This window comes from Enterobacter sp. UPMP701 (assembly GCF_053709515.1).
This window is the reverse complement of the sequence record NZ_JBSKJN010000001.1, coordinates 588,946-612,231: the sequence shown is the minus strand read 5'-3', so window position 1 is coordinate 612,231 and position 23,286 is coordinate 588,946. Positions and strand designations below refer to the sequence as shown.

Genomic DNA, 23,286 nt, shown 5'->3' with positions numbered 1-23,286 from the left:
CCATCGTGGCCCGCCGCATGCAGCAAACCAAAAAATATGAAATTAAATCAGACAGCTAAGCGCGTAGCGCCAGCTCAGGCAGAAGCGGTGACTATAGTGCGGTGCGCCAGTGTTGCTCACCAGCAATCAGGCAGAAGGAGGTAGAAAATACAGCAGGGTTGTTTGAAGAATACGTCCTGAACAAATTGTCCATAAAATTACAATTATCCGCGTTGTTGCTTCTCGTCTTTGCGGATGAAAATTGTCCTCGGTAGTTGAACACACCAGATTTGTACCATAAGCCAGGAATTTACTCAAAGTCTTTTCAATTCTTTACCCATCTCGTTTGATTTTGGTTAGTTTATTGCAAGGTGTTTACCCTTTATTATAAATAAAAAGCGTATTTCGGAGTCACCATGGCTAAACCCATTATTACCCTGAGCGGGTTAAAAATTGTCATCATGCTGGGCATGCTGGTGATCATACTTACTGGCGTGCGTTTTGCCGCCGATATCATCGTGCCCTTTATTCTGGCTCTGTTTATTGCGGTGATCCTTAATCCGCTGGTCCAGCGCATGACGCGGCTGCGCATCCCGCGCGTGCTGGCGATTACCCTGCTGATTAGCGTCATTATTGTCGCCATGGTGTTACTGGTTGCGTATCTGGGTAACTCGCTGAACGAACTGGCGCGAACGCTGCCGAAATACCGCTCCTCGCTGGCGATACCGTTGCTGCAGCTTGAGCCCTGGCTGCAGCGCGCGGGAATAGAAATCTCGGTTGAAGATCTCCTTAAATATATCGATCCCAACGCGGCAATGACCATTGTCACCAGCCTGTTAACGCAGCTTTCCAATGCCATGACCTCCATTTTCCTGCTGTTTTTAACGGTGGTGTTCATGCTGCTGGAGGTGCCGCAGTTGCCCGCAAAGTTACAGCAAATGATGGTTCGTCCGGTTGAAGGAATGGGAGCTATTCAGCGCGCGCTGGACAGCGTTTCACGCTACCTGGTGCTGAAAACCGCCATTAGCCTGGTCACCGGGGTGGTGGTCTGGGGAATGCTGTTGGCGCTGGACGTCCGCTTTGCGTTCGTCTGGGGGTTACTGGCGTTTGCGCTCAACTATATTCCCAACATCGGCTCCGTGCTGGCGGCGATCCCCCCTATCCTTCAGGTGCTGGTATTCAGCGGGTTTTATGACGCGCTGGTTCTGCTGGCCGGCTATCTGGCGATTAACCTGGTGTTCGGGAATATTCTTGAGCCGCGGATGATGGGGCGCGGGCTGGGGCTTTCTACACTGGTGGTCTTTTTGTCTCTGATTTTCTGGGGCTGGCTGCTCGGCCCCGTAGGCATGCTGCTCTCTGTTCCGCTGACCATCATCGTGAAAATTGGCCTGGAACAGACGGCGGGCGGGCAAAGCATCGCCGTGCTGCTGAGCGATATGAGCCATCAATAGCCGTTATTTCGCCATCGACAGGAGGGGTTTGCTTGTCCTTCCCCCTTCACGATACGCGCAGAGCGCCCTCTGCCATTCCGTCAGAGGGTATACGGTGCCGGAGCTGTACTGACTGGTGCGCATTCGGAGCCAGATACGATCGAACTCCGCGCGCCACGCCTCTGCGCTGAGCGGATCCAGAAAGTTACGAATATGGAACCATGCGACGCGCGGCAGGGGCCGCTGCTGACGGAAAGTCTGCCCGGAGAGCAGCCCGTAGCAAACAAATACGCCCTGCTCAGGCATCACGTCCAGGATCGCTTCCGCTAGCGTCCCGCCGGTTGCATCGTAAACGACGTCGGTACGCGCGGCAACGGAGAGAATCCGCTGCATGTCATGCTGTGCGACAGGAACGATCCCCATCGCCTCCAGCCGTTCAGCGTGAACGGGCGAACGATGAATACCGTACACCGCCTCTGCCCCCGCCTGACGCGCCCACTGCCCGAGCAGAATGGCGCAATCCGAACCGGCGGCCGTCAGCAGCACCCGCTTTCCCTGCGGTGGGTAGTGGGCCAGCATCATCTGCGCCGCCAGCGGGTTGATATAGGCCCGCGCGGCCAGGCGAGAATCGATATCGTCCGGCACGGGGATCGCATACTCAGCCGGGCAATCAGCATAGCGCTGCCACGTGCCCTGCCCGCGCAGCGGCAGGACGCGTTTACCCAGCAGATGCTCAAACGACGCGGGGGCATGGATGACAACGCCGACGCCTTCATACCCTGCTACCGCCGGCAGCGCGGTTCTGTGGCGGTAGGCGCCGGTAATGGGAATGAGATCGGACGCGTTCACCGGCGCATACAGCATTTGCACACGGAGATGACCCGGCGCAAGCGTCCCCAGCGGCGCGGCTTCAGGTTGCAGAACAGATTCTGGCTCGCCAAAACGGCGATACCAGAGGGCCAGATTTTCCATCACGATCTCACGGCTGAAGGCGAAATACTTAATCGCGCCAGCCCATTGCCGGTGCGACATGTTTGAGAATGGACTCAATCACGTGCGCATTATAATCCACACCAAGCTGGTTCGGCACGGTCAGTAATAACGTATCAGCCTCGGCAATCGCCTCGTCCTTTTTCAGCTGTTCAATCAGTCGGTCAGGCTCTGCGGCATAGCTGCGCCCGAAGATGGCGCGCGTTTTCTCATCAAGATACCCTACGCTATCGCTGTCGTTGCGGCTGGCGCCGAAGTACATCCGGTCACGATCGTCCATCAGGGCAAAAATACTGCGACTGACCGAGACGCGCGGCTGCCGCGTATGCCCTGCCTCTTTCCACGCCTGACGGTACGCGCGGATCTGTTTTGCCTGCTGAATATGGAACGGCTCACCGGTTTCATCGTCTTTCAGGGTTGAGCTTTGCAGGTTCATTCCAAGCTTAGCGGCCCATACCGCCGTCGCATTTGAACCGGCGCCCCACCAGATGCGCTCCCGCAACCCTTCGGAATACGGTTCAAGGCGCAGCAGCCCCGGTGGATTTGGGAACATCGGCTGTGGATTCGGCTTTGCAAACCCTTCGCCACGCAGCACCTCGAGCAGTACCTCGGTATGGCGGCGCGCCATATCCGATTCATTTTCCCCTTCCTGCGGGACATAGCCGAAATGACGCCAGCCATCAATGACCTGCTCCGGGGAGCCGCGGCTGATGCCAAGCTGCAAACGACCGCCGGAGATCAGATCCGCCGCGCCCGCATCCTCGGCCATGTACATCGGGTTTTCATAGCGCATATCAATCACGCCCGTACCGATTTCAATGGTTTTCGTTTTGGCCCCGATTGCCGCCAGCAGCGGGAACGGCGAGCTAAGCTGGCGGGCAAAGTGGTGCACGCGGAAATAGGCGCCGTCCGCGCCCAGTTCTTCAGCGGCCTCGGCCAGGTCGATGGACTGCAGCAGCGTGTCTGCCGCCGAGCGCGTGCCGGACTGCGGCGAAGGCGTCCAGTGACCAAACGATAAAAACCCGATCTTTTTCATAACATGTTTCCTGGTAATACGTTGCGTTCTGTCCACTTTACGCATTACCTCGTAAGAATAAATGCCGTTTATTTAACGGAAAACATCAAATAAATTGACGGAATAGAGCGGTTCGTCATTCCGCCCCATAATGGGATATAATATCCCCCACTTTTTTCATGGCAGGTAAAACCGGCAATGGCTTTGATCCCCAAAAACTACGCGCGGCTGGAAAGCGGCTATCGCGAAAAAGCATTAAAAATCTATCCATGGGTCTGCGGACGCTGCTCGCGGGAGTTTGTCTATTCCAATCTGCGTGAACTGACGGTTCACCATATCGATCACGACCATACCAACAACCCGGAAGATGGCAGCAACTGGGAGCTGTTGTGCCTGTTTTGCCACGATCACGAGCATTCGAAATACACCGAAGCGGATCAGTACGGCACCACCGTGGTCGCAGGGGAAGACGCGCAAAAAGATGTGGGCGTCGCTACGTTTAACCCGTTTGCCGATCTAAAAGCAATGATGAACAAGAAGAAGTAATCCTTCACTGCCCTTACCTGCGGTGCGGATGAGAGGTTATTTCAGGGAATAACCCGCGCCGCTCTCAGCTGCGCGAACAGGCTGAAAAACATCTCATCGGTCGCCTGCATCCGCGTAAATCCTGCCCGGCGCAGCTTGCTGCCGTCACCAAACATGTCGTAATTCCAGCTGAAGACGAAATCGGCAAAATGCCCGTCATTCAGCTGCAGAATATCCGCCTCCACCAGCCGATCCCCGGCCAGCTCGCGCCATACGCCGCGATAGTCCGTAAACAGCTGGTGAAACGACAACCTTACCGGCGGCGCAGAGTCCAGTTCAAACCAGCGGGCAATGCGCGGCCACAGCTCGCTCCAGCGCCAGATATCGCCATTATTCACGTTGAAAGCCTGATTCTGCGCCGCGGGTGACGTGGCCGCCCACAGCGTGGCCTCCGCCAGCAGTCCGGCGTCGGTATAATCCACAATGCTGTGCCAGGTCTGTTCCGAACCGGGAAAACGCAGCGGTAACCCCAGCGCCTTACACAAAGACGCATACAGGGCGATACTCAGCGCAAGATTCATGCTGTTACCCGCTACGGTGCTACCCACCACGCCCGGCCGGATGGCATTCCAGTGCCAGCGTTTTCCATGCTGATACTGGCTGAGCCACGAGAGCTGCGCGGCGTTAAATTCTGCGCCGGGCACGCCAGGGTCGCTTTCGCGCGCCGGGGTTTTAAACGGGCCCAGATGCGCGCCGTACACTTTGTAGCCCTGCATCAGGCTGACCGTCTGCAAAGGTGCCGTTTTTTCGAGGGTGCTGACCAGGTTACGCAGCATGGCAACGTTCGGTTCGACCATCTCCGTCCAGTTTGCGGCGTTCACCCAGGCGCTGTAAAAGAGATGGGTAACCCTGTCCAGTGATTGCAGCGCCTGTGCACTGTCCTGTGCATCCAGCAAATCGACGTTAACCATCGTAATGCCTTCAGGATGGGATGATGCCTGACGGCTCAGGCCGATCGCTTCCCATCCATTGTGCAGAAGCGTTTTGACCAGCTGTCTGCCGACAATACCGCTGGCCCCCGCGATAAGGGCGACCTTTTGTTGCTGCATCTTATTCATGGTGTTTCTCCGGAAAGGGTGACAGATGCAGTCTCATCTATTATTTTTTTAGTGGATAGCCCTCTTAACCCGATAGCATTTATCAGAAAAACCATTAAATGAATAATAAGCTCAACGCCATTGCCACCTTTCTTTGCGTCGCGGATGCGGGATCCTTTTCGGCCGCCGCCCGCAGGAGCGGGATGAAGCAGTCCGCCGTCAGCCAGCAGGTCGCCGCCCTGGAGCAAGCGCTCGGCGTGGTGTTGCTGCATCGCACAACGCGCACAATGAAGCTGACCGAGCAGGGAGAACGTTATCGCCGAGACATGCAACTGCTGCTGGACGCCATGCGGGAAGCGGAGGGACGGCTGGCGCCGGTCAATCAGCAATTTCAGGGGAGCGTTCATGTCCAGCTACCAAGCGGCCTGGGCCAGATCGTTTTGCCACATTTACTGAAGCTGCAACGCCTGCATCCAGAATTACATCTGCGGCTTTCTCTTGATGACCGCCTTGCCGACCTGGTGACGGAAGGCGTGGACGTCGCGATACGGCTGGGCAGTGAGCCTCCATCGGCGCATCCGGCTCGCGTGCTGGCGCGTATTGAAACCGCGCTGTTTGCCTCCCCCGGTTTTCAGGCAATACACAACGTGAGCGAGCTGACAACGCTACCCCATGTACGATTTAGCGGCCTCCCGCTGGATGCCCCCCTGCGGCTAATCTCTGATGAAGAAACGATCGCGGTAAACGTGAATACCGTTTTCCGCGCCAATACCAGCGACGCGCTGTTACAGGCGCTGGAGGCCGGGATCGGTATCGGCGGTATGCAGCGACCGCTTGCGGCCAGGGCGCTGCAAACCGGCACGCTGGTACCGGTACTGCCCGGCTGGCGATTGCCCGATCGCTTCCTCTATGCCGTCTACCCTGACGCCCGCTTTATTCCGCAGCGCGTGCGAAGCGTCGTCAGCGTGATTGAGCAGTTACTGCCTGAAATAATGAAGAAAAATTGAATATTTCGGGCGTAAACTCTCCCCACCAGCCACCTCTCCTTGTTTAACTAAAATTTTTAGACTTTCAACAAGTTCCAGAAAATTTCCTTCACGTCTCTTGATCGTTCTGGTTAATCATGAATACTGTATATAAACACAGTAGCATGGATTAACCATTATGCAGTTCACCTCCCCTTTACGGCCCGACACCACACTATTACCTCCGCTGTTTATGGAGCGTGTACCCTGTGGTTTCCCCAGTCCTGCTCAGGACTATGTCGAGGATAGCCTTGACCTGAACAAACTGGTGATTAAACACCCCAGCGCGACCTATTTTGTCAGGGTGAGCGGTGATTCGATGATCGGCGCAGGCATCAGTCATGGTGACTTACTGGTGGTCGACCGTTCATTAACCGCCGTTCATGGTGATATTGTGATTGCGGCGGTCGCGGGCGAATTTACCGTGAAGGAGCTGCAAACGCATCCGCGCCTTCAGCTCATCCCCCATAATCCTGACTACGCGCCGGTCGTTTTTTCCGGAGAAGAAGAGCTGGAGATTTTCGGCGTCGTGACGTTTACCCTGAAAGCTAACCGACATGTTCGCACTCGTTGATGTCAACAGCTTTTACACCTCCTGCGAGACGGCATTTCGGCCCGATCTTAAGGGTAAACCCGTGGTGGTCGTTTCAAATAACGACGGATGTATCATTTCACGTTCAGCAGAAGCAAAAGCATTAGGGATCAGTATGACTGGTCCCTACTTCAAGCTGAAAGATGAACTGAGACGCCAGAAGGTACACGTCTTTAGCTCCAATTATGCGCTGTATGCGGATATGAGCCGCCGGGTGATGACCATCCTCGAAGAGATGGCACCGAGCGTGGAGATCTACTCGATTGATGAAGCGTTCCTGGATCTGACGGGCATCAGTCCCTGTATAAGTCTGGAGGCGTTCGGCCAGCAAATCCGCCAGCGACTGTACAAAGAGACCGGCCTGCTGGTCGGGGTGGGTATCGCGCCTACCAAAACCTTAGCTAAACTGGCTAACCATGCAGCAAAAACCTGGAAGAAAACCAACGGCGTGGTCGATTTATCGAATATCGATCGTCAGCGTAAGCTGCTGTCGCTGATGCCGGTCAGCGAAGTGTGGGGCGTCGGGCGCCGGATCAGTAAAAAGCTGAATCTGATGGGGATCGAGACCGCCCTGCATCTGGCCGAATGCTCAAGCTGGGTGATCCGTAAACACTTCAATGTTGTGCTGGAAAGAACCGCCCGCGAGTTACATGGTGAACGGTGTCTGGCGCTGGAAGAGTTTTCGCCAACAAAACAACAAATCATCTGCAGCCGCTCCTTCGGTAGCCGTATCACCCGGTATGACGATATGCACCAGGCGATCTGCGCCTACGCCGAACGCGCCGCCGAGAAACTGCGCGAGGAGAAACAGTTTTGCTGCTATATCAGCGTGTTTATTCGCACCAGTCCGCATGCAGAGAATGAGATTTTTTATGGCAACCAGGCCTCTGGCAAGCTGACAATCCCCTCTCACGACACGCGGGATATTATCAAAGTAGCCATTGAGTCACTGAACCGAATTTGGGTAGATGGGCATCGCTATATGAAAGCAGGCGTCATGCTGAGTGATTTCTTCAGTCAGGGGGTGGCGCAGCTGGACCTGTTTGATGAACACCCGCCGCGACCGGACAGCGCCGCCCTGATGCAGGTTGTCGATCGCCTTAACCGTTCTGGCCGGGGTTCGGTGTGGTTTGCGGGTCAAGGGGCGGTGAAATCCTGGGCGATGAAGCGGGATATGCTGTCGCCCTGCTATACCACCCGCTATTCCGATTTGCCGGTCGTCAAATAACCTTTCATTTCATTTGGTGCTGCTGAAATTTATCTATCAGGTTTTCTCTTCTGGTTATATCCAGCCTCTCCCAATAAACACATAAATTTAACTTAAGTATGTTGATCTATCCCCAGCGGAATTATTTTTTTCAGAAAAAACCGAAAAATTAAACCGAAACGTTTAAGTCTCACGTAATCGAAAAATCCATATTGCCAAAAGCAAGTTACATAACTATACATTTAACTAACAAAAAATTAACGAAAAAACACACCTAGTTACTCCATGCTTGTTTAAGTTACCGCACGTTACTTTTTGTCATACTTTGCATTGAACAGACATCTTCCCATCTTACATTACGGAGCCTTTATGAAAACAAGCTTATGCCTGTCGAGGGTAGCGGTTTCTGTATTAGCCGCCCTTGCCTCGCCTCCACTCTTTTTATTTCCCGTGCTCTCTCAGGCTGTCACGCTGCAGGCCTTTAATCCGGTCGATAACGATCAACTTAACGGAAGCCTGAACGTGACGGGCGGCAGCGTAATCGATCTGACGGGTAATCAGCGTTTCCAGACCGGGGTGGATGGCTCGGTGAATACCTCCATTGGTGCATTGCAGACGCTGAACCGCATTGTTGACGATCACGGGGTCCTGGGGGTCGACAGACTGGATCCCGGACCGGCAAACATGGGGATCACCATTCCGGATCCGGCCACCGGCGGGAATACCACCTTTCAGGTTTACAACCCGTCCAGCCTCGTCGCGCTGGCACCGATTGATGCCAGTACCACCGTCGCGGACGTGGTCAACGTGCAGGACAATCAGTACATCAATACCCGGGTCGCAGACGTCAGCGGTGGCGGGACGCTGAATGTCAATATTGGCCAGGCCAGCTCAAACTCCAGCGCGTCAACCAACAGCTGGACAATGGCAGCCAAACAGAGCCTGCTGTTTAATGTCGACGGCAGCAGCGGCGTGGATTCGACGCTAAACTGGAATTCGAACAACCGCATTACGTTTACCGGCACGGCGGCCAACCCGGCCATTCCTCGCCAGTCCAGCGCGCTGAATATCGTGACCTATAACGGTGCCTTCAGCGTGACCACCCTCGATAATGCCACCACCCGCTTCAACGTCACTAACGCGACAGAGCTCAGGGCCTATAACGACTGGTTAATTACGCAACTTAAAGCCGGCAACCTTGATAAAAGCGCCTACCTCACCGAGTTCAACAAGGCGATGAGTAGCCGCTCCAGCACGGTGGACTACCGGATATCGGCGGATGACCCAACTGATGATGTGGCGCAGGCGCTGGGAAACCGCATTGTCATCAATGCCAGCGGCCCCAACGCCAAAGTCAATATCGCGGCAGGCAAAACGCTGGAAGCGATCGGCGCGAATGGCGGTGCCATCCGTGGAACAAACGGCGCTGAAATCACCATTGACGGCAAAGTCAGTAGCACCAGCTCATGGGTAACCGACGGGCCCGCGCTGGTGCTTGATGCCAGCCGAGGAACCAACAATGGTGTGGTCAACGGCGGGTTTATCAATCGCAATGACGGCACCGGCGTGGCCTCGCTGGGCTTTGGCTCGCACGGCATTCAGTTGCAGAACAGCAGTACCTTTGCCAATAACGGTATCGTCAACTTTGCCTCCATCGGTGGCGTTTCATCGGCCATCAACCTTGAGAATGGCTCGACCGCAGAGAACAGCGGCAACATTAACGTCGCGGTGAACGGAACGAGCGCCACGGGCACGACCAACGGCGTGATGGTCGGAAGCGGTACTGCGTTTACCAACAATGCCAGCGGCACCATTTATATTGGCCGCGGTCCGCAAAACAGCCTGACGGAAAACACGGCTGATGTGTCCGTCAACCAGAGCGGGTTAACCTCCGGCGTGAAAGTGGCGAGCGGAGGAAACGCCGTCAACAACGGTAACATTGTGCTGGGCTCTCGGGTCCAGGACAGTGCCGGGATGTCTGCGGAGAATGCGACCAGCGTTACGATGATCAATAACGGCGTCATTGACGTGAACGGTAAAGCCACGGCCGTTCCCCGGGACAATATGGGCATGTCGGTCATCAACGCCCAGGGCAATATTAATAACGCGGGTACCATTAATCTGAGCGGCGTAAATGGCACGGGCATCAAAGTGCTGGCGACACAGGGCAATACGGCCTCCGCCCGCTCTACAGGGACCATCAACGTCGCCGGTGGTGCCGATCCGGCCAGCCGGACCCGCAACTATGGCGTCTGGGTTGAAGGACAAGGCACCGGTCAGGCGTCAGCCACGGTCGATGGTCCGGTGAATCTCACCGGGAATGGTGCCATCGGTGTGCATGCCCGCGGTAACGCCACGGTCGATGTTGCCCCGGATGCAGTGCCAACCTTCAGTCAGGGCAGCCATCAGATTGGCTTCTTTGCCTTCGGCCCGAATGCCAGAATCAACACCGTGGGCAACAACGCGTTTGACGTGACAACCAACAGCTCAACGCTGTTCCGCCTTGAGCAAGGGGCCGATTTTGACGGCACGGATTTATCCATTACCGCCTCGGGTGAAAATTCAGTCGGGGTGCTCGGCACGGGAACCGGTGGAACCCAGATTTCAACGCAAAATGCCACGGTAGAGGTTTCAGGAACGGGCGCAACGGGTGTGGTGATTGAAGGGGGGGCAGCCGGGACGATCGATGCCGCAACCACCATTAATCTCACCGGTATGAATGCAGTGGGGGCTATCGCCGACGGGCAGCGTCATACGCTGGCAGGCGCGAACTCCGGCTCACCGGCGCAGAGCACAACGCTTAACTCTCATGCGGTACTCACCTCGGCACAAAACGGACTGACCGGTTATATTGCTCGCAACCGCGCCTCGCTGACCAACTCCGGCGATATCGCGTTTACTGGCGTGGGTGCGACCGGGCTCCGCGTGGAAAGTGGTGCGAACGGCAGCAATACCGGGAATATTGCCATCAATAACGGAGGATTTGGCATTGTCGTCAACAGCGGCACCAGCGGGTTAATCACCACCGCCAGCACCAGCGGCAGCATTGACGTAAACGGCGGCAGCGTCGCGGCCCGCAGCCGTGGCGTCAGTGCGAATGGCGCTAAAGCAGTGGGCACATTGACCGACGGCTCACGGATCAACCTGAACGGCGTGGGCGCCATTGGTGCCGAAGCGCTCAATGGCGGCACGGTCAACATCGCCAGCTCCGCCACGCCAACATTCAATAATACCGATCAGATTGCCTATCGCGCCGTGGGTGACGGTTCCGTCATCAACAGCGCCACCGGCGTGCTCAACGTCAATACCGAGCGTTCAACGCTCTACCGTATTGCCGATGGTGCCCTGCTGACGCTGGGGAATGCGTCCTCGCTCACGGCGTCCGGTAAAGACAGCAAGGCACTGGTCAGTACCGGGAACGATGCGCGTATTCATGCCTCTGGCGCGACGCTGATTGCCAGCGGCGAGGGAGCACGGGCAATCACCGTTGAAGGGGGCGCGCTGGGCAATCTGGACAGTACCAGCTGGCTGACCTTAACTGGTGTCAACAGTATTGGTGGCGTGGCAGATGGACAAAAACGAGAGCCCGATGGAACAATAGTGAGCGATCCCAATCCGAATACCACGCTGACCAGCGCCGCCACGCTCAATGGCAGCGCCGCCGGGGCTATCGGTTATCTGGCGACCACGCTTGGGAATGTGATCAACAATGGGACAATCGCGCTGACGGGGGCTGGCAGTATTGGCGCAAAACTGGTTTCTGGCGGGACGTTTACCAATAACGGCACCGTTAATATCGCCAGCGGGACCGGGATTGACGCCAGCGGCGGGGGGACATCAGTCTCCCGCTCAGGCAATATCACCGTTAACGATGGCGTGGCGGGGGTACGCATTGCCGACGGCACACAGCTGGTGTTAAACGGCGATGATAATCACATCACGACCGCCGGTACCGCGCACGGTGTCCTGCTGGATAGCGGCGCCGCCGGACTGGCGATGACGCAAACCACCCTCAACGTTAACGGCACAGGCCACGGTATTGAAAACCGCGCGGAAACGAGCAACGTCATCCTGCAAAACGCCACTATCAACGTAAAAGATGGCTACGGTATTCGTACGGCAACAGCGTTCGATCCGGCATCGCAGGTGGCGGTTAACGTATCGGGCAATGGCACAGGCCTGAATTTCACCCAGGCCGATCTGACCACCACCACCGGGGCACTGACGCTTGGCAAAGGCTATCTCTTTAACGTGAGCGGCGCGGGCGGTACCGGGATTAACGCCAACACCAAAGGCGATGTCGTCACTTCCGCGACGGTCAACGTGACAAACAGCGCGGGGGGATCGGCACTGGTTGCCGGTCAGGCGGCGTCCGTGCTGAACACCGGCATCCTGGCCTCCTCCAGCCTGAGCGCGCCAGTGGTTGACCTTCGTAACGGCAACGGCGTGAGGTTTGAAAACCAGGGCACGATCGCCGCCTCATCCGTCACGGCAACGGCGGTCGCGGGGGGGAACGGAAATGACGTGTTTGACCTGACCAGGGGTGACATCACTGGTGAGGTTAGTACCGGCGGGGGCGATGACACCGTGACCCTGACGAAAAGTCTGCTTAATGGCGGCATATCGCTCGGCGAAGGTAACGCTAACCGGGCCTGGATCAACGGGGCGGATCTCTCCCTCACCCGCCATATTACCAGCGGTGTGGGTGCCGACAACCAGCTTAACTTCTCGCAGGTTGTCTCGCGCGGCGGCTCGTTTACTCAGGATGACCTGACGCGTGGCGTAAATTTAGGCAGCGGCTGGAATGTGATCAACTTTGTTGATGGCACCCAGTGGGAACTCACAGATAACCTGAAACTGGCGCACAGTAATGTGAATATCGACAGCACCTCCACGCTGTTTGCCGGTAACGGTGTGCATGCCACCATTTCCGGCGGTGAAGAGAACTCGGCCATTGTCACCAATGCGGGGATTATCGATTTAACCAACGGCAGCGGCTCGCCGGGTAATACCCTCAATATTGATGGCGATCTGGTCTCAGATGGCGGTACGGTCAACATGATCACCCACCTTAATGAAGGCGGTGTCACGGGAAATCAGTTCAGCGACATGCTGACAGTTGAGGGCAATGCCAGCAGCGGAACCACCCTGCTTAACGTCACGCCATCACTGCTCAGCACCGGTAACCTCACCGACCTGAACCATTCCTCAACGGTGGAAGCCTATGAAGGCATCTCCCTGGTGCAGGTTGCCGGAAATGCCAGTCCGGGCAGTTTCAGCCTGAAAGGCGGCTATCTGGCGGCCGGGCCGTGGCGCTATAATCTGTACAGCTTTGCGCCAGGCGCCAGCGATGCGAACCAGCGTAAAGTCCCGGGCGGCATTACCAATACGTTCTGGGATTACCGCCTTGCCAACGCCTATGTCTGCGAAGGGGATGACTGTCGCCCGAAAGTGAAAGAGGTCGCGGTGACGCCCGTTAATCCAGGAACGCCGGAACAACCTTCTGTTCCGGTTAATCCGGACAGCCAGCCGCTCACTAATCCGCCGGATGATGGCTGCGTGGTCGACGGTGTGGATAACTGCGCGCCCGGACGTCTGGCCGTCACGCCACAGGTCCCCTCTTACATTTCAGCCCCGGTCGCGCTGGCCTATTACAACGCGTCGATCATCGACGATTTGCACAAGCGTCTTGGTGAACTGCGTCATGAACAAAGCCGGACGGAGGGTACTGGCGGTGAAATGTTCCTGCGCTATATCGGCTCGAACATGACGTATAAAACCAACGTCGGGTTTAAGCAGTTTGGCTATGACTTCGACATGGACTACAACGCCATGCAGCTGGGCGGCAATCTGCTGCGTCTGGACGGTGAGAAAGACAGTCTGCGCGGAGGTGTCGCCTGGACGCGCGGTAACAGCCGTGTCCGTCCGGATGCCGCAGACGGTTTCAGCTCAACCTCATTTGACAGCAACAGCATTGCGCTCTACATGACCTGGCAGCGGCAGAACGGCTTCTATATGGACGGCGTGCTGTCCTTTGACAGACACCGTGGCAGCACGGATATCCAGCGTCAGCACGCCGTGGCTTCACCGAAAGGAAAAAGCTGGAGCGCCTCGCTGGAAAGCGGCTATCCGTTCCAGTTTGATAATGGCTGGAAGCTGGAGCCTCAGGCGCAGCTGATGTATACCCGCATCGATATGGACAACTTCACCGACAAGGACACCACGACGGTAGAGTATAAAGACTATAGCCAGACGATTGGCCGTGCAGGCGTACGTGCCGACCGTACCTGGACGGATGATGCCGGACGTCAGTACACGCCGTATCTACGCGCAAACTATTATCGCGGTTGGGGGAGCGAAGCCAAAACGACCATTGGTGCCGAAAACGTTGCCATCAGCCATACCTTTACCAGCGGTAAATTTGGCCAGATGGGTGAACTGGGCGGTGGTGGAACCGTCACCTTTAAAAACGATCTGTCGCTGTATGCCGAGGTGGATTACCGCAAGGAGCTTGACAGTAACGGCACCAAAGGCTGGAACTATACGGGCGGCGTCCGCTGGACATTCTGATTGTTTGACACAAAACCCTGTACTTCTATAGGGAATACGATTTAGCTTTTGTACAGTTTTACGATACGCTACGTTCGCTGAACGTAGCGGTATTCCAACCATACATAAAATATCTGGCTCCTCCTGATGGGGGAGTTCAACGTGTAGTCCGTCCCGGCTGCTGCCGCTGGCTTTTTCTGAATGAATGATTTCACACCCGGCAGCGGGCATCGTTAACGTAAGCTACAAAAGCTGTCCGGAAATAGCGGGCCAAGATCAGTTTTCTCTCGAGTTCCTTTGTTATTAGCATCTTAAGTAACGCTCCCTTGATTCGCATATCCTGCGACTCTGCGTTGCAGAATATGCTGGTAGCACATGTAGAAAAGCCAGCATCTGTGACTCTCATGCAAAAAATATTGATCACTGTATAACGCCAGCGTTTTGGTCGGCGCAATCCCGACGCCAACGGTTAACCCGGTGTTTTTAAAAACCTGCGTGCGCATCTGATGACCGAATGCAGCCAGCGGCATACAGCGCATAGTGCGAGCTGAAAACGTAAACCCGCGACGGGTACCCCTTCTCTTTGAATTTAAAATAGGGCACCCCCATTTTTATGCCAAACTGCTTTGCCTCCCGCGACAGCGAAATAATACAGCCGTCGTTGTTGGACACCACCACGATGGGCTTATTCACCAGATCGGGGCGAAACACCCTTTCGCAGGAGGCATAGAAGCTATTTACATCAACCAGCGCGAACATGTTTATGCGTTTTGAGAGTGTGGGTGACGACGCCGAAGATTTGCAGCTCCTCTTCGGACTGAAAGGCAATCGGCTGATAGCGGGCATTACGCGGCAGCAGCCGCAGAACCGGGCGGGTCTGTAGCTCTTTTACCGTAAACTCACCGCCGACCGACGCCACAACAATGTCCCCATGTTCAGCATTTAACGAGCGGTCAACCACCAGCAGATCGCCGTCGCTAATCCCCGCGCCGATCATGGAGTCCCCGCTCACTTTGATAAAGTAGGTCGCGCTGGGGTGCCTGACCGCCAGCCGGTTAAGATCGAGACGATCTTCCACATAATCCTGCGCAGGGCTTGGAAAGCCACAGGCAACACGCTCAAGATATAAAGGTAATTCAAGGTGTTGCTTTGAGTGATAAGAAAAGAGAGTGTCCATAAATGCCTTTCTCGCCAAATACTGTATGTAAATACAGTATTACGGATTATGGGCAAGGATCAAGGTCATTTCCGGAAGCGAACCCAAACGCGTTGAAGTTTGAGCGGATTTTATTTGGCAACATCCACAGCGGGTCACCCGCTCTATGATTTTTAATAATCCAACGCAAAAGTCACAAACAAGTCACCACTCAATCACTTCCTTATCACTTATACGCAAGTGGACGAAATAAAATCACTACCTAAACACTACACATTGACTTTTGTCTGATAAAAAAGCATATTCATCGCACGAATTATTAAGACTTCCCGGAGGACGTTTCCTGTGCCAGCTCGTGACTATCCTGACAAGCGCGTTGCACGCGGTTTAGCCAAGGAGGCCGATCTCAAAATGTTCAGCGCCCGCATTGAGGCTGACCTGATGGAATACATCAGAATCACCGCCTTTGAGACGCGTAAAAGCAAGCAGGAAATTGTGGCGGAAGCATTAGCGCTTCACAGACAGATAAGTCAACGAGAAGCCTGAAAAAGCAAAGCCCGAAAGTACCCTTCCGGCTTTGCCCATGTCGTAATTAGTCCATCAGCGCGTTCAGTTTTTCCAGCGCTGCGGGCGGTAACTGCAGTTCTCCCGCCGCGAGGTTTTGCCGCAGATGCGCCACCGAAGAGGTGCCGGGGATCAGCAGGATATTTGGAGAACGTTGCAGCAACCACGCCAGCGCAACCTGCATCGCCGTAGCCCCCAGAGAATCCGCGACGGCCTGCAGGCCGGAAGATTGCAGTGGCGTAAAGCCTCCTAACGGGAAGAACGGTACATACGCGATCCCCTGCTGCGCCAGTAAATCCACCAGCGCGTCATCGCCACGGTTCACAATGTTGTACATGTTCTGCACGCAGACCACCTGCACCATCTTCCGCGCTTCCGCCACCTGCGTGGCCGTGACGTTGCTCAGGCCAATGTGGCGCACCAGCCCTTGCTGCTGTAGCGCTGCGAGGGTGGAAAGCGGTTCCGCGATCGATCCTTCTGCAGGGCCATGTGCACTGAACATGATCCGCAGATTCACCACGTCCAGCACATCCAGCTTCAGGTTGCGCAGGTTGTCATGCACCGCCTGGGTCAGTTCCTGCGCGGAAAAGGCCGGCAGCCAGGCACCTTTGTCGTCGCGACGGGCGCCGATCTTAGTGACGAGGGTGAGATCGTCCCGGTAAGGATGAAGCGCCTCACAGATCAGCTGATTCGTCACATGCGGGCCGTAAAAATCGCTGGTATCAATATGGTTCACCCCGGCCGCCACGGCTTCGCGTAACACCTCCAGCGCGGCTTGCTTATCCTTCGGAGGGCCAAATACGCCCGGCCCGGCAAGCTGCATCGCGCCGTAGCCCAGTCGTTTAACCGTCCGCGTTCCGAGCGCGTACGTTCCGCTTTTATCAATGCTGCTCATGTTGACCTTCCTCATAAAAATGATCCGGATTTACAACAGGTTCCTCACCGGAGCCCTTAGTTAAGCGCGAGTTAAATTAAAGTTTAAATTTTATACGACGATAGTATGAGTGTACCTCTGCATCTTTTTAACGGACGACCGCTATGCTGAAAAATCTGCACGTGATTACCGGTATTATCTTTGCCCTCACCATATTCTGTCTGCTGCAAGTTGTCACGGGAGGGTTGTTCTACTCTGCCGTCAACAACGATCGCCATAACTTTCAGAACTCCGGCGTGCTGAATGCCCAGCAGGAAAGCCTGAGCGACAGCGTGAACACGCTGGTGAAAACACGCGTTACCGTCACCCGCGTGGCGATCCGCTACCTGAAGAACCAGCGCGACCCGGCGTCCCTTGCCGCAATTAACAAACTGCTTGGCACCGCAGGCGACTCGCTGGCTAAAGCTGAAGCCTATAACAAAGAATGGCAGAAAATGCCGCAGGTTAACGGCCAGAATGCGGCATTAACCGACGAGATGCAGAAGTCATGGAATCAGATGCACGAGGTGATGCGTTTGTCGATTGAGTACCTGCGTGCCGACAACTACCAGGCCTACGGCGATCTGGACGCTCAGCAGGCCCAGGACGACATGGAAGCGGTCTATAACCGCTGGCGCGCCGAGAACAACACGCTGCTGAAGGCGGCTACCGAAGAAAACCAGAGCAGCTTCACGCAGATGCAGTGGACGCTGGCAACCATTTTCCTGGCCGTTATCGCCGTGCTGGTGGTGATCTGGCAGGGTTTACAGCACCTGCTGTTAAAGCCGCTCAACACCATCATGAACCATATTCGCGCCATTGCGGGAGGCGACCTGACACAGAATATCGCCCTCTCTGGCCGTAATGAGATGGGTCAGCTGGCTGCTGGTCTGCATGAGATGCAGCAGTCGCTGGTGACGACCGTCAGCGCCGTACGCGGCAGCACCGACTCCATCTACACCGGCGCGGGTGAAATCGCCGCCGGAAGCAACGATCTTTCCGCCCGTACCGAAGAGCAGGCCTCCTCGCTCGAAGAGACTGCTGCCAGCATGGAAGAGCTGACTGCAACGGTTAAACAGAACTCTGATAATGCCCGTCAGGCGACGTTACTGGCGAAAAACGCCTCTGAAACGGCGGCTCGCGGCGGTCACGTCGTGGATAACGTGGTGCGCACCATGAACGAAATTGCCGACAGTTCGCAGCAGATTGCGCACATTACCGGCGTGATTGACAGCATCGCTTTCCAGACCAACATCCTGGCACTTAACGCTGCGGTGGAAGCGGCCCGTGCGGGCGAGCAAGGGCGCGGGTTTGCGGTTGTTGCGGGTGAAGTCCGTACGCTGGCCAGCCGCAGCGCGCAGGCGGCGAAAGAGATCAAAGGGCTTATCGAGAACTCCGTCAGCCGGGTGAACACCGGTTCTGAACAGGTCAGTGAAGCGGGCGCGACCATGAAGGAGATTGTCGCCGCCGTCACCCGCGTAACCGATATTATGGGCGAGATTTCGTCCGCATCGGATGAACAGAGCCGCGGAATTGAACAGGTAAGTCTGGCCGTGTCGCAGATGGACAGCGTGACGCAGCAAAACGCCGCGCTGGTGCAGCAGTCCGCCACGGCGGCAGCGGCGCTGGAAGATCAGTCCGAACAGCTGCGCCAGGCCGTAGCCGCATTTCGTCTGAACGGGAAAGAAAACGCGGCAACCCCGCGCCCGGCCAATGTGAAAACGCCACAGCTGTTGCGCCCGGCAACGGCTAACGCCACCCCTGACAGTAACTGGGAAACGTTCTGAGCCACAGGCGGGCGAGGATATCGCCCGCTAACGGCTGCGCTTGGCGTGCCGTTCCCAGTTCTCCTGCTTCGCTTCGTCGGATTTTCGCAGGGAAACATAGCAAGCTCCGCTGCCGCCGTGATGCGGCAGCGCCACGCAGAACGCCTGCACTTCCTCGAACTCAGTTAACCAGCGTGCCAGATAGCTACGCACCACATTAGGATGTGAATTCTGCTCGCGCCCTTTCCCGTGAATAACGATCAGGTTACGTAACCCGTCACGACTGGCCTGGCGAATAAAGGAATACAGCATCTGGCGGCAGCGTTCGGCCGGCTGACGTAACAGATTTAAGCTGGCCTGACGGGAATATTTACCGGAACGTAGCTTATCAATAACGCCCTGCTGGACGCCTTCGCGCTGGAACGCCAGCGGCTCTTCAAGCGGCAGTAACTCAAGGAACCCCAGGGTCAGAAAGTTGTCGAGCTGTTCGGTGTCGATGTCCTGGCGAGCCCGGGTATTACGGCTTTGCTGCCAGTGGATATCCGTGCAGCGTTTCAGGGGCTGGACATCCTCCATGGCGTCAAGAAAAAGGGATTTGTCGTCAGGGTTCATGGAAATCCTCCGGCTACATCTGAGAGACGTACTATACCCATAGAGGATAACGGGCTCAATGACAAACGGGTACGCGGAGAAGATCGGTTTTATTACCGGGGAAGCCATATTTTAAAAGCGCTAAATATATTTGTGGAGTGATTATCTTCAACAAGACTTAACTCAAATTTAACGGCGTGTAAAATTCAAATTTAAGTTAAAATTTTGTGAAATCAATCAGTAAATACCCTGTCATTTTCCGGTCCGTATGCTATATATAGAAAACCTGCTGTAATGGAAAAATGTAAAGTGGGCTTGCGAAAGGAAGCACGGCTGTGTGTTCATGGGCCTGACGATGTCGGCAGGCCCAGTTTTTTGCGCTGTTATATATTACGATTTAGTACACGCTGTTTTGTCAAAATCAACGTAGCGTACATCACCCTTGACATACATGGTAAACTCCTGCCTGACCAGTTTATCTTTCCACTGGCAGAAAGAATTATCGTTTTTTACTTTTTGAATAAGTATATCCCTGTTATATAACTGCGCCTGGCGGGTCGGCCAGACACTGGCATTTAGAATAAAAGTATTATGCAAAATATATTTTGTATAGGGGAAATTAGCGCGAACGTTGCTCGCCTGGCGTAACCAGACACGATCTTTAGCGTAATAAGGTGCAATCAAAAAGATTTTCTCAGGCAAGGTATCATTGACCGGGTAGTTTAAAATTACGTCAAGCAGTCGATCTTCATATTGATACTGCGCCAGAATAGCACCTGTAATCGCCGCATTCAGGCTTGCCATCAGCGTGAAGAAAAATACCCAGCCCGTGCAAAGATATTTAAATAGTCTCTTCGGCAGATAAACTAGCGGGAAGAACCAAATAAGCATCACGAACTGATTCCCCGCCATCGCCCTTCCCGCATAAAGAGGATCACGTAACAGCGCCTGGGGCAATAATGCCATTAGCAGACCCAGCACACAGGATAATAAATAGATCGTTAGACAGATCCAAATGTTACGCTGGATACGTTTTGCCGCCACGACCGCACCCGCGATGGAAAACAAAAACAATACGATAAGAACCACTCCAGCCGTACCGTAAAATGGCGAGAAAAATACATCCATGAGATATTTCAGATGTGTAAACACCTGCGCCGGAAAAATAATACTTAGCGCCAGCATTTTACCGTGTATTAATACATACTCCCTTAGTGGCAGCAGCAGAATAAATGCTTTATACGTGCCAAACCCGGCAAATAACGCTATGATGACATTCCCATAGTGTTGCCGCGTGGCAAGGCTTAATTTTCCGGTGTCAAAAAACTCTTTTACCAGAAGTACCACGATAATCAAAAACGGGCCAACCAGGAAAAGCTGATAAAAACAGAGCGAAAGTAAATAGCAGCCATAGAAGAACAGGTAGCCGCGCCAGTTACGCTCACCAATAAACGGAAGTGCGGTCAGAAGTAATGCGGCGCCCATTGACACTGAGTCAAAGCTGTACTGGATACAATGAATAAACCAGGGAGAGAAGACGACCGTCAGGCAGACCAGGAAACCGCTCCAGGTTGCTTCCTTGATGATTCGTTGATAAACAATCCACGCGACGCTCGCCACACACATCGCGCTAATGAGTTTGGTTAACGGCGCAAGATTAATCGCCACAATGTCGGTTGAACGACCAATCCACCCGGAAAGCAGGCGAATGAGAATTTCTGCGGCCGGACGACCGCTGTCGGCATATTCACCTAACCCCGTGAATTCATACCTGCCGTAGCCTACGGCATTACGCCCGATATCATCATTGAACAGATAGGTCTGACTCAGGGCTGGGAAAAAATAAACAAAGGCACAAAGCGCAAATAAACCCATCATTGTCGCATTATTTTTTAACATCGTCACATCCCTCACTTCCATGCTTAAGTATGTAACGAGGACGCCCTTTCACCTCGATAAAAATCCTGCCGATATATTCACCCAACACCCCAATACTGACTAGCTGCACGCCGCCAATAAATAAAATAGCTACCATTAATGATGGATAGCCAGGGACATCATTTCCCCAAATGAGTTTGTCGATTATCATCCATAACGCATACGCCAGAGAAAGGGTGGCGATAAAAAAACCCAGATAAGTCCATAACTGGAGTGGAAAAATGGAAAATGAGGTAATACCTTCCACCGCCAGCTTCCATAATTTCCAGCCGTTGAATTTGCTGGTACCCGAACGACGAGATTCCCGGGAATAAGTCACAACCGTTGTTTTACCCCCCGTCCATGAAAGCAAACCTTTCATAAACAGCGTTCTTTCAGGTAAGTGAAGGATAGCGTTTACCGTCTCACGTGACAGAAGCCTGAAATCACCCACGTTCTCCACAATGCCTGGCGAGCTAATTTTATTATGTGCTCGATAAAACCACTGTGCTGTTTTTCGTTTTAACCAGGTATCACAACGACGATCGATGCGCTGGGCAAGTACGGTATCAAACCCGTCCTGCCAGCGCGAAATAAGCCGCGGAATGACGTTAACAGGATCCTGCAAATCGACATCAATCGGGATCACCGCATCGCCCGTTGCCGCCCGTAACCCCGCCAGCAATGCAGCTTCTTTACCGAAGTTACGACTAAACTCGATAAGACGAACGCTGCCGGGAAACGTTTCCCGACGGATCGCCTGTACAGTATTATCGCGGCTTCCGTCGTCGACAAAAATCAATTCAAGCGTGTACTGCGCCAGGAGAGGCTCGCATCGCAACGCGTTGGAAAACTGGGGAATAGCCTGCTCCTCATTAAAAACCGGTATCACAAGTGAGATAACCATATTCAATCCTTGAATATATAATATTTAGAAAATAAAAAACCGAGTACCATGCTGATAAAAGAGAACGTCAGCAACGTGAATAAAGCGGGAAGTCCGATAACCTCAGCCAGTTTACCTGTCGACCACGCCAGGCAAGCCATCGTCATCATGAAAAGGAGATATTTACGCAAGGTCCGTTTTTTTTTGAAAGTCCAGGTAGCGTTAGCAACAAAGCTAAACGATGCTGCAACAAAAAAAGCAATTACGTTAGCCAGGCTTTGCGGTAATGAAAATAAAAAACAGGTGAAGAGAAACACAGAAGCATGAATAGCGGTATTCACCACACCGACAGATATAAACCGTATGAATAAATATAAGGACGCACGCACGTTTTAAGTAACCCCAGATACTGTTATCCACAGTGTATGCTATCCCCCCCAAAATCTATCCTTATCACTTATAAATATAATCTGAAAAACTACCCCTATTGTTCCCTCGCTGGGTCTTGAACATCCCGAAATTTCCCGACATGATAATGGCTTTGTTTATTCAGGTATCACTTATGTTAACACTATTGCAGGAATTGATTCCCACGCCTCTGGGGCCGTTATGGGTCATATGTGATGAACAGTACCGCTTAAGAGCAGTAGAGTGGCAGGAGCACAGCGATCGCATGGAGATGCTGCTCACCCTCCATTACAGTAAAGAAGGCTATCAGCGCCTGAATGCGGTTAACCCCGGGGGGTTGTGCGATAAACTCAGCGCCTACTTCGAAGGCGATCTCAGCATCATTGATACGCTTCCAACCGCCACCGCAGGCACGCCTTTTCAGCGCGAAGTGTGGCAGGCGCTGCGGGCGATCCCGTGCGGACAGGTCATGCATTATGGCCAGCTCGCAGAGCAGCTAGGCCGAGCAGGTGCCGCACGTGCGGTGGGTGCCGCCAACGGCTCCAATCCGGTCAGCATTGTGGTTCCCTGCCATCGCGTTATTGGCCGCAACGGCACCATGACCGGCTATGCCGGCGGCGTGCAGCGCAAGGAGTGGTTACTGCGTCACGAAGGGTATCTCTTGCTGTAGATTCCA

At 54.4% G+C, this 23,286-nt stretch carries 19 protein-coding genes and 1 pseudogene; 9 read left to right on the top strand and 11 right to left on the bottom strand.

The window, feature by feature from the left end:
- Positions 1–91 precede the first annotated feature (91 nt).
- Complete coding sequence (locus ACWKXT_RS02985) at positions 92–262, bottom strand: protein YdgV (RefSeq protein WP_454526981.1); 171 nt, start codon at positions 260–262, stop codon at positions 92–94.
- A gap of 133 nt (positions 263–395) precedes the next feature.
- Here ACWKXT_RS02985 and ACWKXT_RS02980 point away from each other — a divergent pair, with 133 nt between their 5' ends.
- On the top strand, positions 396–1,430 hold the full coding sequence (locus tag ACWKXT_RS02980) for an AI-2E family transporter (RefSeq protein ID WP_454531607.1): 1,035 nt from the start codon (positions 396–398) through the stop codon (positions 1,428–1,430).
- A 3-nt stretch (positions 1,431–1,433) separates the two neighbouring features.
- Here the strand turns inward: ACWKXT_RS02980 and ACWKXT_RS02975 are convergent, their stop codons facing one another.
- Together ACWKXT_RS02975 and ACWKXT_RS02970 are read right to left on the bottom strand one after the other, a co-directional pair.
- Positions 1,434–2,381 (bottom strand): zinc-dependent alcohol dehydrogenase family protein, encoded by a 948-nt coding sequence (locus ACWKXT_RS02975; protein ID WP_454531898.1) that lies wholly within the window; start codon positions 2,379–2,381, stop codon positions 1,434–1,436.
- Positions 2,382–2,409: 28 nt separating this feature from the next.
- A complete protein-coding gene (locus ACWKXT_RS02970) occupies positions 2,410–3,435 on the bottom strand; it encodes an LLM class flavin-dependent oxidoreductase (RefSeq protein WP_454531606.1) in 1,026 nt (341 codons plus the stop codon).
- Between the two features lie 177 nt (positions 3,436–3,612).
- Here ACWKXT_RS02970 and yajD point away from each other — a divergent pair, with 177 nt between their 5' ends.
- Entirely contained in the window at positions 3,613–3,960 is a 348-nt protein-coding gene (yajD, locus tag ACWKXT_RS02965) for an HNH nuclease YajD (protein ID WP_006808895.1), read from the top strand.
- Positions 3,961–4,001: 41 nt separating this feature from the next.
- Here the strand turns inward: yajD and ACWKXT_RS02960 are convergent, their stop codons facing one another.
- Positions 4,002–5,057: an SDR family oxidoreductase gene (locus ACWKXT_RS02960; protein ID WP_454531605.1), complete on the bottom strand. Its 1,056-nt coding sequence runs from the start codon at positions 5,055–5,057 to the stop codon at positions 4,002–4,004.
- 98 nt (positions 5,058–5,155) lie between these two features.
- Between ACWKXT_RS02960 and ACWKXT_RS02955 the strand changes: the two genes are divergently transcribed.
- The 4 genes from ACWKXT_RS02955 to ACWKXT_RS02940 all read left to right on the top strand — a co-directional run bounded on the left by ACWKXT_RS02955 (position 5,156) and on the right by ACWKXT_RS02940 (position 14,430).
- On the top strand, positions 5,156–6,043 hold the full coding sequence (locus ACWKXT_RS02955) for a LysR family transcriptional regulator (RefSeq protein ID WP_454526984.1): 888 nt from the start codon (positions 5,156–5,158) through the stop codon (positions 6,041–6,043).
- Positions 6,044–6,200: 157 nt separating this feature from the next.
- Positions 6,201–6,635: a translesion error-prone DNA polymerase V autoproteolytic subunit gene (umuD, locus tag ACWKXT_RS02950; protein ID WP_454526985.1), complete on the top strand. Its 435-nt coding sequence runs from the start codon at positions 6,201–6,203 to the stop codon at positions 6,633–6,635.
- Positions 6,619–7,881 (top strand): translesion error-prone DNA polymerase V subunit UmuC, encoded by a 1,263-nt coding sequence (gene umuC, locus ACWKXT_RS02945; protein ID WP_454531604.1) that lies wholly within the window; start codon positions 6,619–6,621, stop codon positions 7,879–7,881. Before umuD (ACWKXT_RS02950) ends, umuC begins: the two co-directional genes overlap by 17 nt.
- A 348-nt stretch (positions 7,882–8,229) precedes the next feature.
- Positions 8,230–14,430: an autotransporter outer membrane beta-barrel domain-containing protein gene (locus ACWKXT_RS02940; RefSeq protein WP_454531603.1), complete on the top strand. Its 6,201-nt coding sequence runs from the start codon at positions 8,230–8,232 to the stop codon at positions 14,428–14,430.
- Positions 14,431–14,840: 410 nt separating this feature from the next.
- Here the strand turns inward: ACWKXT_RS02940 and ACWKXT_RS02935 are convergent.
- A pseudogene (locus tag ACWKXT_RS02935) lies at positions 14,841–15,168 on the bottom strand (Y-family DNA polymerase); the annotation flags it as partial.
- A complete protein-coding gene (umuD, locus tag ACWKXT_RS02930; protein WP_454526988.1) occupies positions 15,152–15,586 on the bottom strand; it encodes a translesion error-prone DNA polymerase V autoproteolytic subunit in 435 nt (144 codons plus the stop codon). The pseudogene ACWKXT_RS02935 and the gene umuD (ACWKXT_RS02930), both read right to left, overlap by 17 nt.
- Before the next feature lie 324 nt (positions 15,587–15,910).
- Here umuD (ACWKXT_RS02930) and ACWKXT_RS02925 point away from each other — a divergent pair, with 324 nt between their 5' ends.
- Positions 15,911–16,111, top strand: a complete 201-nt coding sequence (locus ACWKXT_RS02925) for a hypothetical protein (protein ID WP_454526989.1) — start codon at positions 15,911–15,913, stop codon at positions 16,109–16,111.
- 46 nt (positions 16,112–16,157) lie between these two features.
- Here ACWKXT_RS02925 and ACWKXT_RS02920 read toward each other — a convergent pair whose 3' ends face one another.
- A complete protein-coding gene (locus ACWKXT_RS02920) occupies positions 16,158–17,024 on the bottom strand; it encodes an aldo/keto reductase family oxidoreductase (protein ID WP_454531602.1) in 867 nt (288 codons plus the stop codon).
- Between the two features lie 143 nt (positions 17,025–17,167).
- On the opposite strand from ACWKXT_RS02920, the gene tcp reads away from it, so the two are divergent.
- A complete protein-coding gene (tcp, locus tag ACWKXT_RS02915) occupies positions 17,168–18,829 on the top strand; it encodes a methyl-accepting chemotaxis citrate transducer (RefSeq protein ID WP_454531601.1) in 1,662 nt (553 codons plus the stop codon).
- 27 nt (positions 18,830–18,856) lie between these two features.
- On the opposite strand, the gene smrA is transcribed toward tcp, so the two are convergent.
- The 4 genes from smrA to ACWKXT_RS02895 form a co-directional block, all read right to left on the bottom strand.
- A complete protein-coding gene (smrA, locus tag ACWKXT_RS02910; RefSeq protein ID WP_454526992.1) occupies positions 18,857–19,420 on the bottom strand; it encodes a DNA endonuclease SmrA in 564 nt (187 codons plus the stop codon).
- A gap of 369 nt (positions 19,421–19,789) precedes the next feature.
- Entirely contained in the window at positions 19,790–21,298 is a 1,509-nt protein-coding gene (locus ACWKXT_RS02905; protein WP_454531600.1) for a glucosyltransferase domain-containing protein, read from the bottom strand.
- Positions 21,285–22,223, bottom strand: coding sequence for a glycosyltransferase family 2 protein (locus ACWKXT_RS02900; RefSeq protein WP_454531599.1), 939 nt, complete (start codon positions 22,221–22,223; stop codon positions 21,285–21,287). The genes ACWKXT_RS02905 and ACWKXT_RS02900 overlap by 14 nt, the downstream gene beginning before the upstream one ends.
- A 2-nt stretch (positions 22,224–22,225) precedes the next feature.
- Positions 22,226–22,591 (bottom strand): GtrA family protein, encoded by a 366-nt coding sequence (locus ACWKXT_RS02895; protein WP_454526995.1) that lies wholly within the window; start codon positions 22,589–22,591, stop codon positions 22,226–22,228.
- Positions 22,592–22,764: 173 nt separating this feature from the next.
- Here ACWKXT_RS02895 and ogt point away from each other — a divergent pair, with 173 nt between their 5' ends.
- Positions 22,765–23,280 carry a methylated-DNA--[protein]-cysteine S-methyltransferase gene (gene ogt / locus ACWKXT_RS02890; RefSeq protein ID WP_454526996.1) on the top strand — a complete coding sequence of 172 codons (516 nt, stop codon included), beginning with the start codon at positions 22,765–22,767 and terminating at the stop codon, positions 23,278–23,280.
- Positions 23,281–23,286 lie beyond the last annotated feature (6 nt).